We start from the raw sequence: 15,743 nt of genomic DNA on the forward strand, positions 1-15,743 counted from the left end.
CTCGCCATCCGTTGGGGCCGCCGTTCCTAGGGAGAGGTCATGACGAACCCCAGCCGCCGACAGTTTCTTACGGCCCTGGCCGCCGTTCCGCTCGCCGCCCAGGTCAACCAATGTCTGGGTCAGGCCGCGCCCGAGATGTCGCGCTCGGCCGACATGATTACGCCGGAAGCTCGCACCGCGATTAACGCCGGTCTGACTTATCTGGCCGATCGACAGATCAAAGATGGTCGCGGTCGCGGCGCCTACGGATTTGACGGATACCGCGCCAATACGGCGGTCGTCGCGTTGTCAGGCATGGCCTTCATGGCGCACGGCAGTTCGCCGGGACGCGGCCCCTACGGTCAGAACATCGACTACTGCATCGAGTACATCCTGGCGAACTCGCAAGAGGGCGGCTTCATCGCCATCCCCGGCGCCGCCACGCATGGGCCGATGTATGGCCATGGCTTCGCCACGCTGTTTCTGGCCGAAGTCTATGGCATGTCAGGCGATTCGTCGGTGCGCGAAAAGCTGGCCGAAGCGGTCAAGCTGATCGTCGATACGCAAAACATTGAAGGGGGTTGGCGGTACGAGCCGGTTCGCCAAGACGCCGACATTTCGGTGACCGTTTGCCAGATGATGGCGCTGCGGGCCGCCCGCAACGCCGGGATCTACGTTCCTAACGAGACGGTCGACCGCTGCGTCGATTACGTCAAACGGAGCCAGAACCCCGACGGCGGATTCATGTACATGCTGCAAAGCCGGGGACCGAGCGCGTTTCCTCGTTCGGCCGCTGGCGTCGTCGCGATGAACAGCGCCGGCATTTACTCGGGCGAAGAGGTCGATCGAGGGATGCAGTACCTGGTCGAGAATCTGCAGAACCCGCGTGAGATCCGCAGCAACAGCCACTTCTTTTACGGTCAGTATTACGCCTCGCAAGCGTTCTGGCACGCCGGCGACGCGCTGTGGCGTCAGTACTATCCGGTCGTTCGCGAATACCTGCTCAGCCGTCAGACCGCCGGCGGTTACTGGCCCGATTTCATCTGTCCAGAATATGGAACCGCGATGGCGTGCATCGTGCTGCAGATGCCGAACAACTACTTGCCGATCTTCCAACGATAGCCGCGCGATGTTTCGTCTTTGCCTGTTCGCCTTTGTGGGCCTCTTGGTCTGCGCAACCTGTTCGCTTCGCGCCGAAGGAACGCTCTTAGAGCGGAATCAACAGCGGCGGACCGCGCAGCTGACCGGCATCGAAGGGGACCAGTGGACCTTTGCGATCGATGGCCAAAGCGAGACGCTGCCAGCCGCGCAGATCGTGCAGTTTGGGGCGCCGGCTGCGGTCGTCAAAACGCCGCTGGTCTTGCTCAACGGAGGAGGGCGAATCGTCTTGCAAGACATCCTGCTAGCCCGCCGCGAACTGATCGGGTATCCCTCCAAGGCGTTCGATGAGGTGAAGTTGCCGCTACGGTTGATTCGCGGCATTGCGCTGCGTTTGCCGCTGGACGACGTAAAAAGGCAGGCGCTACTCGATCGCATCCAGGGCTACGCCGGCAATGACGATCAGTTGCTGCTAGAGAATGGCGACGTCATCTCGGGACTGGTTGCGGCGATCAAGTCGGAAACGATTCAGCTAGAAACCGAGTCGACTTCGCTCGAAGTCGATCGGACGCGCGTCGCCGCAATCCTGTTCGCCCCCAGCTTGGCGCCCTCGTCCGGCGTGGCGTTTGACGCTTGGCTCGGCTTGAGCGACGGCTCGCTGTTACCTGTGCGCAAGATCGCAATGGCCGGGAAGGAGATGCAGGTCGAAATTGCTCGCGATGTTGTGTTGGAGTCGGTTCCGGGAGCGAAGCTGCAGCGAGATGTCGTTTACGCGGCCCCGCAGTCAGGCGAAGTGATTTATCTCTCGGACCTGCCGAAGTTGCAAGCGAAACAGATTTCGTTTCTGACGACCGGTTGGAGCTTTCAGCGCGACCGCAGCGTCTTGGGCGGGGAGCTTGCCGCCGGCGGCAAGCTCTATCGCAAAGGCTTGGGCGTGCACAGTACGTCGCGGTTGGCCGCGCCCATTCCCAAAGGCTTTGTCCGGTTTGCGGCGGAGATCGCCGTCGATCAATCGTCTGGGGACGAAGGGAGCGTTCGGTTTCGCGTTTACCTGGCAGGGCCGAATGGCGCCTGGAAGTCGGCCTATCAAAGCGAGACGATGCGCGGCGGGATGCCGCCGCAGTCGATCAACGTGCCGCTGGGAAATGCCGCCGCGATTGCGTTAGTGGTCGACTTCGCCGATCGCGGGGACGTCAAGGACCGAGCCGATTGGCTCTCGGCCCGGTTCGAAAAGTAACGTCGCGTTGCGTTAGCGCTTGTGCCCCGGAATCAGGAAGCTCAAGTGATGTTGGCAATGCCACATATGGACCTTGCGCCATTCTTCCTGGGAAAGCGATCCCATAACCGGCGACTCGACGAATTGGACGTCCTCTTGCATCACCCGGGCGATCGCTCGCTCTAGTTCGGCCAGACGAATCTCATCGTCAGCGCTGGTCGAGGGCAAGATCGAAGGGGGCGCCTTCGCTTTGACGCTGACGGCGCCTCCCTTGAGGATCGTCGGCAAGTAGATCATCCGCAGCACCGGGCGGACGACCGGCAGCCAAAACGGCATGCGATCTTTAAAGCCGTCGATCGATTGATCCATAAAGGCGGCCAGGTGTTGGCAGATCTGGCCCAGATTCCATTGCCCTAACTTGTGATAACCGACGTCCGCCAGATGGTGGCAGTCGACAATCACCTCCTCGAAGTTCGCAAACAGCAAAATCCGACGTTTCGTCGTCCCGACGTCGTCGCTTGCCCGACTACTCGCAATCATGCTCTCTGTCCTTTTCTTAAGGATTCACGCGCGAGAAATAAACGCTTTTAAACAAAAAAAAGGCCGATGTCGTAGTGCGACATCGGCCTCTTCTCGTATTTCAAGTTGTCAATCGCTTAGCGAGTTCCGGGTCGCTAAGTGATTATTCCGTCCTCTTGCGGCGTGCTGGAGTCGGGGCGTTGTCCCCGCAGCACGCTATTTCCTTCAAACAATTTCGATTCGTCGACCGGCTCAGGATTCAGCCAGTCCGTCTCGTTGAATTGTCCACTTTGATTATACGCAGATATTGCGTTCTTGTAACACGTTAGCTGAACATCTTCCTCGGCGATACCCTGACCGAGCATCAAATTGCCCGTTTTCGTTACCGCGAGTGGGTCGGAAATGCCCCAGTCGGCCGAGGAGTCGATGATCACCCGATCCGACCCGTACTGTTTGACGATTTCGACCATCCGTTGGTTCCCCATCTTTGTCTTGGGATAGATGGTGAACGCCGCCCAGTAACCGCGATCGAGAACCTCTTTGCAGGTCTCTTCGTTATTGTGATCGATCACCACCATGTGGGGCGGAACGCCATGTTCTTCAATGATGTCCATGCTCCGATACGTTCCCCGCTTTTTGTTGCGGTGGGGCGTATGGATCATCACCGGTAATTCCAACTCCTTGGCCAGGTCGAGCTGCACCCGCAGGGCTCGCTCTTCGGCAGGGGTCATGTCGTCAAAGCCGATCTCGCCGACGGCGACGACGTTGTCTTTGGCCAGGAACAGCGGAAGCATGTCGAGCACTTCTTCGGCCAGCCGCTCGTTATTCGCTTCTTTCGCGTTCAAACCAATCGTGCAGTAGTGCTTGATGCCGAACTGTCCAGCTCGAAACCGCTCGAAGCCGACCAGGCTCGAGAAATAGTCGTGGAAGGCGCCGGCGGTCGTGCGCGGCTGACCGAGCCAGAAGGCAGGCTCGATCACGGCGACGATGCCCGCTTCGGCCATGCGTTCGTAATCGTCGGTCGAACGCGACGAGCAGTGGATGTGGGGGTCGATGTATCGCATGCTGTTCCCTTCCGGTTAGTTCGCATACGCGGCATCGCAAATGCCGCTCCAGGTAATGGCGCCTTGTTCGATTTGGGCGGCGAGTTGCGGCTTGCTCCGCAAGATCTCGTCCGCGTCGTCGGTCGCACTGGCGGCCAACGCCAAGGCGATCGCCTGTTGTTCGAGTTCGGTTCCTTCGGCGAGGATCGCCGTCATGTCTTCCAGCGCCGTCTCATCGGCAAACGGTCCAACCATCCGCCATAGCTCGACGGGGATCGGACGCTTGGCGGCGCGACGTTCGTGGGCGTAATCGATCAGCATCTCGGCCAGCGCCGGATTCACGCGGCGATCGATGCCGACCATCGGATCAAGCTCGGCCCCGATAAACAGCGCCTTCAGCACCATCTGATTCCAGGCCGCTTCCGAAAAGTACTCTTCCGGAAATGGATTGCGATGGGCGATCGCCGAGAAGATGAACAGGACGTTGGTTCGCAAGCCGTCGACCGCGCGGTCGACCAGCAGTTCGGGATGGGGCAAGACCGGCAGCGCTTGAAACAGGGCGACCGACTCTTGCAGTTCGGCCGCGTTGAACAACTTTTCCAGATGCTCAAAGTACGGGCCTGGATCTTCGCTGGGGATCGACAGCAACAGTAGCGTCCGCGCCGCTTGCCCCACGTTCCAAGTCGAAGGATCCCAGCCGCTGCGCACTTCTTTCGCCAGATCCAATTGAAGCGTCGAAAGCTCTAGCGGCTGCTTGCCAACTTTGCGTGGGGCTAGGCCAAAGCCGAGGTAAAGCGCTGCAGCGTCGCCTGACTCGACCTTCGCGATGCGGTCATCCAGCCAAGTGAGGCCCTCGTCGTCGGTCGCCGTCTCGAGCCAACCACGCAGCAGTTTGGCAGGCGTTGGCGGGGTACTGTCTCGATTTTCGAAAAGCAAGGTATTTTGCCTTTAATAGCCGTTTATCGCCAATTAGTTTAGCCTAAGTCTTTGGCGTCGCCGCTGCAAGAACGTGAACTTGGTTTCGCCGCTCGAAGCCGTCTATTATCCGAGCATGCGAGCCGCCTCTTTGGCAAAGTAGGTCAAGACGCCATCCGCGCCCGCTCGTTTGAAGGCGAGCAGGCTTTCCAGCATCGTTTTGTCGCGATCGAGCCAGCCGTTGGCGGCGGCGGCTGACAGCATCGCGTATTCGCCGCTGACCTGGTAGGCGAACGTCGGCACGGCAAACTCCGCTTTGACGCGGTGGACGATGTCGAGATATGGCATGCCCGGTTTGACCATCACCATGTCGGCGCCTTCGGCCAAGTCGAGCGCCACCTCGCGGATCGCTTCGTCGGTGTTGGCCGGATCCATCTGGTAGGTCTTTTTGTCGCCGCCAGCCAGATTGCCGGACGAGCCGACCGCCTCGCGAAAGGGCCCATAAAAGGCGGATGCGTACTTGGCGGCGTAGGCCATGATCTGGACTTGCTCAAAACCGGCTTCGTCCAAAGCGTCGCGGATGGCGCCGATGCGGCCATCCATCATGTCGCTGGGTGCTATAATGTCGCAGCCCGCTTCCGCCTGTACGACCGACTGTTTGCACAGCATCGCGACGGTCTCGTCATTGACGACGTAACCGTCACGGACGAGCCCGTCATGGCCATGGCTCGAATAGGGGTCGAGCGCCACGTCGCACAGGACGCCGATATTGGGGTACGCCTGTTTGATCGCGCGGACCGCCTGGCAGACCAAATTGTCCGAGTTGAGCGCTTCTTCCGCTTCGGGGGTTTTCAGCTCGCTGGGGGTCGCCGGAAAAATAGCGATTACGGGAATCCCCAGGGCAACCGCCTGACCGACTTCTTCGACCAACAGGTCGATCGAGAGCCGATCGACGCCGGGAAGAGACGAAATCGGCGTCCGTAGGCCTTCTCCGGGCTGAATAAACAGGGGCCAGATCAGATCGTCGACCGTCAGTCGGTTCTCGGAGACCAAGCGTCGCGACCAGTCATGGCGACGATTGCGGCGGAGTCGGGTCTGGGGAAAGCGTCCAAAAGGGCTGGGCATGGGGTGATCACCACTTTTCTGTGCGACCGGTGGAGTACAATGGCAGGAGGTAGGCGTCACCCGAGGGAGAGGTCGCGCTACCGAAGTATTGTACCAGCCGGGATTGGCGAAAATTGGTGAAATGGGAAACCAGTCGCCGCCGAGGCGAAAAAAACGCTAAAATAGCCGCTGGATTTGGTTTAGCTCCCCTCATGCAACCTTTCGCCACCCTCGAGCATCCAACCAGGTTAGCGGGTTATTGCGGGTCGCAATCTGCGGTTACCCCTTCATCCGAGACTCTTGACGGTCTCGCTGCGCAACCCCGGATCTGTGACGCGATTTGCCCTGCGATTAGAGAAACTTATGTCGACGAATTTGCCCTCACCGGAAACCTCGCCCGCGAACCTGGTCGATCCGGCCGCCGCTCGCCCCTTTGGCGTCAACACCCGGCCGAATACGCTGCCCGACGTTGCCGCCGACGCCGCGCCGCTGGTCCAGGGCAAGCTGAACCGCGTCGGGATGTCGGGCATTGAGGTTGCGATCCGCTTGCGCGAGTCGAGCGGCGAAATGATGCGGATCCCGGCTCGGGTCGACGCCTACGTCAGCGTCGACGATCCCGAAGTCAAAGGGATCCACATGTCGCGGCTCTATCTGTCTCTGCAAGATTCGCTCGACGCCGAGTTTGGCCGCGACCAGATCGAGACGATCCTGAAACGCTTTCTGGACACGCACGCCGACATTAGCGCCACCAGCTACGTCAGCTTCCGCTACGAACAGATGATGCAGCGGGAGTCGCTGCTCAGCGATCATTCGGCTTGGCGCAGCTATCCGGTTCAGATCGAAGCCTGGTCAACGGGCGGGAAGACGACCTATCGCGTCCACGTACGACTGACTTACTCCAGCGCGTGTCCCTGCTCGGCCGCCCTGGCGCGCCAGTTGCTGCAGCAGCAATTTGAAGAGCAATTCTACGGGCACCAATGGTTGGCCACCGCGACGGTGCTCAACTGGCTCGGTTCGAACGATACGTTGATGGCCGTACCGCACAGTCAACGCAGCCATGCCGATATTACGATCGAACTGGACGACAGACGTGACGATCTGCCGATCGACGAGCTGATCACCCGCACCGAAGCGGCGCTCAACACCGCCGTGCAAGCGGCCGTAAAGCGGACCGACGAACAAGAGTTCGCGCGGCTCAATGGCGAAAACCTGATGTTCTGCGAAGACGCCGCCCGGCGGCTCAAGAACGCGGTCGATGCGATGGACGGCATCGTCGACTATCGGATTCAGGCGAGCCACTTCGAGAGTCTCCATCCGCATGACGCCGTGGCGATCGTCACCAAGGGAATCGCCGGCGGCTTGACCGCCTAACGGCTAGCTTCCGGTATTCCTCTTTCGCTGGCGCCCAACAAAGCGACTTGCCGATGACTTCTGAGCCATCCCCGGACATTACGATCCGTTCGGCGCAAGCCGAAGTGGACGAGTGGATCAAGACAATCGGCGTGCGCTATTTTTCGGAACTGACGAACCTGGCTCAGTTGATGGAAGAAGTGGGCGAGCTTTCGCGGATCATGTCGCGGACCTATGGCGAGCAAAGCTTCAAGGAAGGGGCCCTACGCGGCGAACTTTCGGATGAGCTGGCTGACGTGTTGTTCGTCTTGATTTGCATCGCCAACCAAACCGGCGTCGATCTGACGACCGCCCTAGAGAAGAACTTGGCGAAGAAGACTGGCCGGGACAAGGAGCGTCACCTTAACAATCCAAAGTTGCGTTAATATGGCCGCGCGTCGCAAACCGAATCAACTCCGGCGGATCGGCGTAGCGGCGATCTTGATCTTCGTCGCCGTCCTGATCACGTGGCCTGCGATTGAGTTTCTCGTTCGCAGTTCGGCCGTCAATCGTCCGAGCGAAGCGATGGATCGACTCGAGCGTCTGGCGACGCTGCGGGATTGGATGATCAACGTGTTCGGCTACGGCTGGTTCTTCGCCGTCGGGGCCGTGATTGGCAGCTATTTGAACGTCGTCGTCTGGCGATTGCCGCGCGGTAAGTCGGTCGTCGACAAACCTTCGGCCTGCCCGTTTTGCTCGACCAAGATTCGAGCGCTCGACAACGTCCCGGTCTTAGGCTGGATCAACCTGGAAGGGAAGTGTCGCGCTTGCCGATTGCCAATTTCGTCGCGGTATCCGTTGGTCGAAGCGACGATGGGGATGATCTTCGTCGCGCTGCTGATCGCCGAATTGTTATGTGGCGGAAGCAACTTGCCTGGCGGCGCGATTACCAGCGGACGCGGTTTCGCGGGCGTCGTCTTCGAAGGCAGATGGGAAATCATCCGGATCTACGCCTATCACGCGGCGTTTTTCTGCTGGATGTTGCCGTGGGCCTTGATGGCGTGGGATCGCCAGCGAATTCCGAAGTCGACTGTGATTGTGGCGGCCCTGGTGGGGATTGCCGCGCCGCTGGTTTGGCCCGGCATTCATCCTGTACCCGCCATTGCGCTGGACTCGTCAGCTTGGATGGTGGAGCTACTAACGATTTTGGTTGGCGCGATGGTCGGCTTGCTGCTGGGGCTGGTGGTGCGGCGGCTTGAGACGCGGGAAGAAGGAGATCTGTCGCGGGGCTGGGCGCTGCCGACGATGCTGGCGGCGACGGGGCTCTTTCTGGGATGGCAGGCGGTCGTGACGGTCGCTGCGGTCGTCTTGCCGTTGTATGGGCTCGCCTTTTTCGCATTGTCGAAGCGGGGGCGGTATGTGCGCCCAGGATTGTTTGAACTGCTGCTATGCGGCGTGACGCTTGTTTACATCTGCGGGTGGGGCTGGTGGGTGGAACCGTCTTGGTTGCCGGGACCCGGCCTGACGCCGCTTGGGTTATGCGTCGTCCTGCCACTGTTACTGATGAGTTTCTTGTTGCTGGCGATGGCCGGGCGACCGCAAGGGGTCGACGTGCGACGATTTCAAAACGACGATCCGGTTTCGCCGCCACGCTGCGAACCGGTAGAATTCAATACGTAATCATTCGGATCTGAGGGAGAAAGAAGATGAGTCTGGTAATCATGCGGCGCATCAAGTTTTGCGCCGGTCACCGGTTGTACAAACATGGCGGCAAGTGCGAGTTCTTTCATGGCCACAACTATGTCGCCGACTTTTACGTTACCGCAGACGAAGTCGATAGCGTCGGCCGGGTGATCGATTTCGCCGACCTGAAAGCGAAGTTCAAGGGCTGGCTCGACGAAAACTGGGACCACGGTTTTATCCTGAGCGAGCAGGACGAGAACGGAATCAACGCGATCAAACAGGTTGTGCCGTGCAAGTATTTCGTCATGCCGTACAACCCGACCGCCGAGAGCATGGCCCGCTATCTGCTTGACTATGTCTGTCCCGAACTGCTGGGCGACTCGAACGTGCGCGCCGTGAAGGTGGTGGTCTGGGAGACCGAAGAAGCGTTTGCCGAAGCCCGCGTCGCTGGCGACGTCGATGGTTCGACGACCGCTTCGCTGAGTTCGGTCACGGTCGATTAAGTCAGCACGAAAGGTTCGCGGAGCATGAGCAGCACCGATTCGCCTGCCAAGATTGGCGTCGTCACCGTATCAGACCGCGCCAGTCGCGGCGAATACGAAGACCGGGGCGGTCCAGCCATTCAGGCTTACCTGGCCGAGACTTTGACCTCTTCTTGGGAGGCGGTAGCCCGCGTGATCTCGGATGATCGCGCGGGGATCGAAGCGACGCTCCGCGAGCTTTGCGACCAACAGGAGTGCTGCCTGGTGATTACGACCGGAGGAACTGGTCCGGCGCTGCGTGACGTGACTCCGGAAGCGACTGAGGCAGTTTGCGATAAGATGATGCCAGGCTTTGGCGAGTTGATGCGGAAGGTCTCTTTAGAGAAGGTGCCGACGGCGATTCTCTCGCGACAGACGGCCGGCATCCGCGGCAAGTCGCTGTTGATCAACCTCCCTGGGCAGCCGAAGGCGATTGCGGAGTGCCTGGACGCGGTTTTTCCTGCGATTCCCTATTGCATCGATCTGCTAGAGGGGCCATTTCTGACCACAGACCCCACTAAGATTCTGGCATTTCGGCCCGCCAAGAAGTCTTGATGACGTTCTCTCGTCAAAATCGTTGCGATTCGCCGCGACCCATGCTTTTACGGGGTGCGGCTAGGCGCAGCTTGCCCGCCTAGCTTTGGACGCAGACTTAGGATTACCTAGCGACCTTTACAGCGTCGCTATCGGTTGGAAGTGATCGCCGCGGGATGGAAACGTCCGGCTTCGATCGCTCCTCAGGGGCAGCAACTGTGTGGGGGCATGCGCGGTGAGCGGAAAACACCTGGAAAACGAGATCAATCGTCGCGTCATTGTGATCGACGACAATCCTGCGATTCACGATGACTTTCGCCGAATTCTCTCCGGCGCAAGCAACTTGAATGTGGCGACCAGCGACGTTCGTGCGCTCTTGTTTGAAGAAGATGAGTTGGCGCCCGACGAACACGACTTCGCGTTCGAGATCGAGTCAGCCTATCAAGGCGAAGAAGGCCTGGAAAAGGTCGCCGCCGCCGAAAAAGCGGGGCTGCCGTTCGCACTTGCGTTTGTCGACATGCGGATGCCGCCGGGCTGGGACGGTCTCGAGACGATTCAACGAATCTGGCGCGACTATCCCGACATTCAGGTCGTCATCTGCACCGCTTACTCCGACCATACCTGGGAATCGCTGCTGGAAAAGCTGGGCGAGACCGATCAACTGGTCATCCTCAAGAAGCCGTTTGACGTCATCGAGGCCCGCCAGTTGGCGATCGCCCTGACGCGGAAATGGCAATTGACGCAGCAGGCGCGGGTGCGGATGGACGTGCTCAATCGCTTGGTCGAAGAGCGAACGGCCGATCTGATGCGTGCGGCGTCGGAATTGAAGTCGACCAACGACCGTCTGACCGAAGCTTCGCAAGCCGCCGAGGCGGCTAACCGGTCGAAAAGCGAATTTCTGGCGAATATGAGTCACGAGATTCGGACGCCGATGACCGCGATTATTGGCTATGCCGAAGAGTTGCGCAAAGCGGACGAAAACGAACACGCGCCCAAAGAGCGGGTCTTCGCTCTGGAGACGATCTTGCGCAACGGCCATCACTTGCTGCAGGTGATCAACGACGTGTTGGACCTCAGCAAGATCGAAGCCGGCAAGCTCGACGTCTGTCCTCAAACTGCGTCGCCGGTACGGATCGTTTCGGACGTGCTGGCCCTGATGCACTTGCGAGCGTCGCAAAAGGGCCTGCGGCTAGAAAACGAATTCTGCGGTCCGATGCCGGCGGTGGTGATGACCGACGCAACGCGCCTGCGCCAGGTTCTGATCAACCTGCTGGGCAACGCCATCAAATACACCGAAGAAGGAACCGTCTCGCTACGAACGCGCCTGATCGGTATCGGTAGCGAGGATCCCCAATTGGAGTTCGAGGTGATCGACTCGGGGATTGGAATGTCCGACGAGGAAATGCGGCGGATCTTCTTGCCCTTTGAGCAAGCCAATACGTCAATGAGCCGCAGATATGGCGGCACTGGCTTGGGCTTGTCGATCAGCATTCGCCTGACCGAACTGTTGGGTGGGCAGATGCAGTGCGAAAGCAATCCTGGCCGCGGCAGCATTTTTCGGTTTACCGTTTCGACCGGGGATTTGTCGAACGTTAAGATCTCGAACTGCGCCGATGATCATAACTGGGTGCCGGTGACGGTTAGTAGTGTTCCTAAGTTATCGACGGCGCTTTCCGGCCGGGTGCTGCTGGTCGAAGATGGTCCCGACAACCAACGCTTATTGCGACTAATCCTGGAGAAGGCAGGCGCCGAGGTGACGATCGCCGCCGATGGTCGCGATGGAGTTGATCTATTCTTGACTTCGCGGAGCCAAGGAAATCCGTATGACGTCATCCTGATGGACATGCAGATGCCGATCATGGATGGCTACCAGGCGACTCGGCAATTGCGGAAAGAAGGAGTTCGCACGCCGATTATCGCCCTGACGGCGCACGCCATGAGCGGTGACCGACAGCGATGCCTGGATGCCGGAACCGACGAATACTTGACCAAGCCGGTCAACCGCGAGCAACTGTTAGAAACGGTCGCCGGCTTTTTGCCTGGCCCCGCGAATCGAAAAAAGAAGGACGCCGAGGCTCCTTGCTGAGCCTCGGCGCCCTTCAGCTTGGCTGCGTTAGTCGAACGGATGAGCGCCCAGCGTCCCCTCGAGGGCGACCAGGTAGTCCTCGTTCTCGGTCATCGCCAGCTGAGCCGCCGCGTATTCGCGTCGCGCCGCCAGACCCAGTTCTTTGACCGAACCGGCGTTGCGTGAGTCGGACGTGAACTTGTCGATCGCCGCCACGTGACGCTTCCAAAGAGCCGTGTCGCGCGATTTCTTCGTCGCCAGACGCTTGCGGTACCAATCGCTCGACAGCAGGTACTTCTTGGTGAACATCTGGCGAAATTCAGGATCGGAGGCCGTTTTCCCTTCGTACGAGCCTTCGGCCATGATCATCAACAACGCCTTCAGCGGTGGGCAGGCCTCTTCCACCGAACCGTCTTGCAAGTGACGGGCGGCGACGCGCTGCTGCGCTTCGACGATGTGCTTGATGCCGTCGGCGTACGAATCGGGGTCCTGCGTTTCTGGACGCAGAATCGAGTCATCAAAGACCTTCAGCGGGTTGTCGAAGACGCGACCGAAGAAGGTGCGGACGAACCGGCGAGTGATGCGGTAACCGAGTCGGCTGGCTGGGATCGCTTCGCCGTTGTAGGTGAAGTCATCGATCTTTTCCAGCATCCGTTCGCCGATCAGGAACTTCGGATCCCGTTCTTCCGGCGTCAGTCGGCACCAGATTTCCGGAATCAACAGGCTGACGTCATGGTCGACGCGAACGTTGGGGCCAATGTAGCCGGCGGCGGTCGAGTAACCGGCCAGGCCGGTCAGGATGTAGCTGACCAGGGCGTTGTTCAGGTCGGCCGCCGGACGCAGCGCGTTGAACGGGCCCTTGGTCAGGGCGCCTTCGCTACCGGCGCCGGTGGTCGAAGGACTCTTGCCGGTCAGCGAGCAGACGAAGTCCATGAACAGTTCCGGCAGTTCCTGGTAATGGATCGGTCCATAGACCGCCAGGCTGCGAATGCCGGCCGCCGCGTCGGGCGGATTGTTGCGGCGACCGCACAGGACGGCGTTCACCGGCGTCGGCGCCGGCTGATCGGCCGGAATTTTGCGATACAGACGCGTGCCGACTTCGCCCACATAGCGGAAGATCGGATTCGCCATATCAGGACGCGTTTGTAGGTACCGCGGGTTCTTGGTCGGCACGCCGTTGACGATCCGCGGGAAGGCGGAGCAAACGGCGTAGCCGGTTTCGGCGGTGGGATCGTCCAAAAATTCACGCAGGAAGCTCTGCATCGGCAAGGTGAACTGATCGAACTCGGCGATCTGCTCCGCCATTTTGGCGACGTCCTCTCGGTTGAGCGGCGCGAAGTTCGAGATGAAGTTCCCCGGCTGCGACAGATCGAACTCGGTCTGTTTATCGAGTCCGCGATGGACCGCATCGTCAGGACGCTGGAACAAGCGATATTCGCAGTTCGTCAGGAACTTGTAGCTGTCGGCGTCGAGTTGCGGATCGAGATTCGAGATCGCTTTCGCCGGAACGACCACCGACGCCGAGATGTCGTCTTCGGTCTGCACCTTGTCGGCGGCGTAGAAATCTTGACGCAACTTGTAGGTTCGCCACTGCAGCGATTCGGACAGGCCGACCCGCAAATAGGTGCCGACCAGCGTGCGATCGAGATACTTCAGCTCATGCCCCGGCGTGCCGTTGACGATGTCGACGCTGAAGTTAGCGCGCCAGTTGTGATCCCAGTCAGGCTGTTGGAATCGCTTGATGATGAACAACATCGAGTAGATGTGGTTCGGGATCGAGGCGAGCCACTCATTGTATTTGTCGGTGTAATCGGCCGACGGCGTCAACAGTTTGATGACGCTGCCGAGCGAGCGTTCCGGCGACAAAATCTTGCGGCTGGGACGTTCGGCGTAGTTCGGTTTGATCTGCGAATCGGCCGCCCAGCGATCGCTGTAGTCGTGATTGAAGATCTCGTCGATCAGTTCCAGGTCTTTGTCAATTTCGTTGACGAAGATCGGACCGTACAACATGTAGTCGGTCGCCGACTTGCTGATTTCGCTCTTGCCGCCGCCGCTGACGGTACACGGCTTGTGACAGTTAACCCCTTCGGCCATCGTGCCGATCAAACGCCAGCTGGGCGCCGCGGGGTGCTTCTCCATCCGAATCTTGTAGCCGGACGGAGCGACGTAAATCTTGCCGGGCAGCAGCGGAATGGAGCGTTCTTCGCCATCGCGAGACCACTTGATGCACTGCTCGACCATCGTCGCCCGGGCGTCTTCCGGAATGTAGACGATATCGGGGTAATTTTTGTCGATGCCATAACCTTCCGGCTGCATGTCGATCCATTCGCCGTAATCTCTGGCGACGTCGTCGATCGTGCGGCCGTTATAGCGTTGGCTGTTGACGCGGAAGTCTTCGCCCAGGTTCCAACTGGTGTAAGCGATCACGCCGCCGGCATGCTCTTCCTCGACGTTGCCGTAGAGGTTGGCGGCGTAGCTGAGCTGCGTCTTGACTTCCTTTTTGCAGTAGCCGTAATAATTATCGGCGATCAGCGTCACAACGACGCCCCGCTGGTCACGGCACGTTAGCTTGAAGGCTTGACCGTCGTTGTAGATTTCCGATTCTTCTTTCCAGCACATGCCGTCTTGACGCTGACGCTCGGTTGCGTCGTCAAAGTGCGGCAGGCCCAATTCCTTCTTGGAGACGCCCAGCAGTTGCGGCGCCAGGATGACGCAGCCGGTGTGGCCGGTCCAGTGTTCGACGTCGAGCGCTGCGTCGTTCTTCGGAATGAACGGGTCGCCGGCGTTGCCGAAAATCGATTCGACGAAGTCGAGATTGCTGACCAATTGTCCGGGGACGTAGAAGCGAACTTCCATCGTCTTTTCCGGAGTGAAGCCGGGCACTTCCGGGCAGACGATCGGTCGCAAGAGCAGCGAAACGAACGAATACGCTTTCTCTTCGTGCTGGCTGGTGTAGGGAAGCTCCAGGTACTTCTGGGGCGGGTTCATCGCGATCTGGAACATCCGTGCGAAGGTTTCCTTCGGCACCGCCAGCTTGTCGGCGGCGATCGGCAGTCCCCCTTCACAAACGTGGAAGGTCCCCTTGGTGGTCCGGCGATCGCTGCGGGGATTGTTGAGGACGCCGTTTTCCAGGCGATACGATTCGACCAACTCGCTCTCGAATTTGTCTCCATTTACCGGAATCGACAATTCCCGGGCGATGCCGTGACGATCGAGGATGAACGACTGACGCGGCAGTTGCAGCGGACCGACGTCGAGGTCCGAAAAGTAGTCGGCCAGGAAGGATTCGATCCGGGCGTCGACCGGGGCCGGAACGTCGCGCAGCATCCGCGCCTTTTCGTGGTAATTCGTCAACAGACCTTTCAGCAGGTCCGCGAATTCCGCTTCCTGCTCATGCAGCGGCGGCGGGAGCTCATTCGCAATCATCTGCAGATTGATGTAGCGAATCAGCCGACTCCGCTCTTCACTGCGTTGTTTTTTGGTCTGAGGGGCGCCGAAGCCAAGCTTTTCTTTCAGGTCCATCGTTGTTTTACACGGTGAGGACGAATTTTTAGTACATAACGTGCGCCTGCGATCTTAACCGGTTGGAAGTCGGTTCGTCTGCGCTTGCCTTCCCTTGGCGGGGGGTTATGGGAAAACCGCCGTCACAGGAGGCGAACAATGGTAAGGTGTTAGAAAAATAGTTACGATTTCGAAAACAGTTCTCGCTACTTTTCCAAGGGGCCCCCATCGTGAGC

13 protein-coding genes are annotated in these 15,743 nt (G+C 59.4%); 8 read left to right on the top strand and 5 right to left on the bottom strand.

Annotated elements, in window-relative coordinates; translation table 11 throughout:
• Positions 1–39 precede the first annotated feature (39 nt).
• Entirely contained in the window at positions 40–1,101 is a 1,062-nt protein-coding gene (locus Enr8_RS07015) for a prenyltransferase/squalene oxidase repeat-containing protein (RefSeq protein WP_146429855.1), read from the top strand.
• Positions 1,102–1,108: 7 nt separating this feature from the next.
• Entirely contained in the window at positions 1,109–2,314 is a 1,206-nt protein-coding gene (locus Enr8_RS07020) for an NPCBM/NEW2 domain-containing protein (RefSeq protein ID WP_186767483.1), read from the top strand.
• 12 nt (positions 2,315–2,326) lie between these two features.
• Here the strand turns inward: Enr8_RS07020 and Enr8_RS07025 are convergent, their stop codons facing one another.
• The 4 genes from Enr8_RS07025 to hemB all read right to left on the bottom strand — a co-directional run bounded on the left by Enr8_RS07025 (position 2,327) and on the right by hemB (position 5,895).
• Complete coding sequence (locus Enr8_RS07025) at positions 2,327–2,833, bottom strand: DUF1569 domain-containing protein (RefSeq protein ID WP_146429857.1); 507 nt, start codon at positions 2,831–2,833, stop codon at positions 2,327–2,329.
• Between the two features lie 134 nt (positions 2,834–2,967).
• Positions 2,968–3,876 (bottom strand): TatD family hydrolase, encoded by a 909-nt coding sequence (locus tag Enr8_RS07030; protein ID WP_146429858.1) that lies wholly within the window; start codon positions 3,874–3,876, stop codon positions 2,968–2,970.
• 15 nt (positions 3,877–3,891) lie between these two features.
• Positions 3,892–4,791 carry an EboA domain-containing protein gene (locus tag Enr8_RS07035; protein WP_146429859.1) on the bottom strand — a complete coding sequence of 300 codons (900 nt, stop codon included), beginning with the start codon at positions 4,789–4,791 and terminating at the stop codon, positions 3,892–3,894.
• 105 nt (positions 4,792–4,896) lie between these two features.
• Positions 4,897–5,895, bottom strand: a complete 999-nt coding sequence (hemB, locus tag Enr8_RS07040; RefSeq protein ID WP_146429860.1) for a porphobilinogen synthase — start codon at positions 5,893–5,895, stop codon at positions 4,897–4,899.
• A gap of 342 nt (positions 5,896–6,237) precedes the next feature.
• Here hemB and folE2 point away from each other — a divergent pair, with 342 nt between their 5' ends.
• The 6 genes from folE2 to Enr8_RS07070 all read left to right on the top strand — a co-directional run bounded on the left by folE2 (position 6,238) and on the right by Enr8_RS07070 (position 12,027).
• The gene (gene folE2, locus Enr8_RS07045) at positions 6,238–7,245 is read left to right on the top strand and encodes a GTP cyclohydrolase FolE2 (protein ID WP_146429861.1); all 1,008 of its coding nucleotides are present in this window, start codon (positions 6,238–6,240) and stop codon (positions 7,243–7,245) included.
• A gap of 53 nt (positions 7,246–7,298) precedes the next feature.
• Positions 7,299–7,649 carry a nucleotide pyrophosphohydrolase gene (locus Enr8_RS07050; protein WP_222434804.1) on the top strand — a complete coding sequence of 117 codons (351 nt, stop codon included), beginning with the start codon at positions 7,299–7,301 and terminating at the stop codon, positions 7,647–7,649.
• Between the two features lies 1 nt (position 7,650).
• The gene (locus tag Enr8_RS07055) at positions 7,651–8,883 is read left to right on the top strand and encodes a prepilin peptidase (protein ID WP_146429862.1); all 1,233 of its coding nucleotides are present in this window, start codon (positions 7,651–7,653) and stop codon (positions 8,881–8,883) included.
• A gap of 26 nt (positions 8,884–8,909) precedes the next feature.
• Positions 8,910–9,389, top strand: coding sequence for a 6-pyruvoyl trahydropterin synthase family protein (locus tag Enr8_RS07060; protein WP_146429863.1), 480 nt, complete (start codon positions 8,910–8,912; stop codon positions 9,387–9,389).
• Positions 9,390–9,413: 24 nt separating this feature from the next.
• On the top strand, positions 9,414–9,962 hold the full coding sequence (gene mog, locus Enr8_RS07065) for a molybdopterin adenylyltransferase (RefSeq protein WP_146429864.1): 549 nt from the start codon (positions 9,414–9,416) through the stop codon (positions 9,960–9,962).
• Between the two features lie 214 nt (positions 9,963–10,176).
• On the top strand, positions 10,177–12,027 hold the full coding sequence (locus tag Enr8_RS07070; protein ID WP_186767484.1) for a response regulator: 1,851 nt from the start codon (positions 10,177–10,179) through the stop codon (positions 12,025–12,027).
• A 27-nt stretch (positions 12,028–12,054) separates the two neighbouring features.
• Here Enr8_RS07070 and Enr8_RS07075 read toward each other — a convergent pair whose 3' ends face one another.
• Positions 12,055–15,528 carry a hypothetical protein gene (locus Enr8_RS07075; protein ID WP_146429866.1) on the bottom strand — a complete coding sequence of 1,158 codons (3,474 nt, stop codon included), beginning with the start codon at positions 15,526–15,528 and terminating at the stop codon, positions 12,055–12,057.
• Positions 15,529–15,743: the final 215 nt, after the last annotated feature.

It is taken from the genome of Blastopirellula retiformator (assembly GCF_007859755.1).
Classification (GTDB): domain Bacteria; phylum Planctomycetota; class Planctomycetia; order Pirellulales; family Pirellulaceae; genus Blastopirellula; species Blastopirellula retiformator.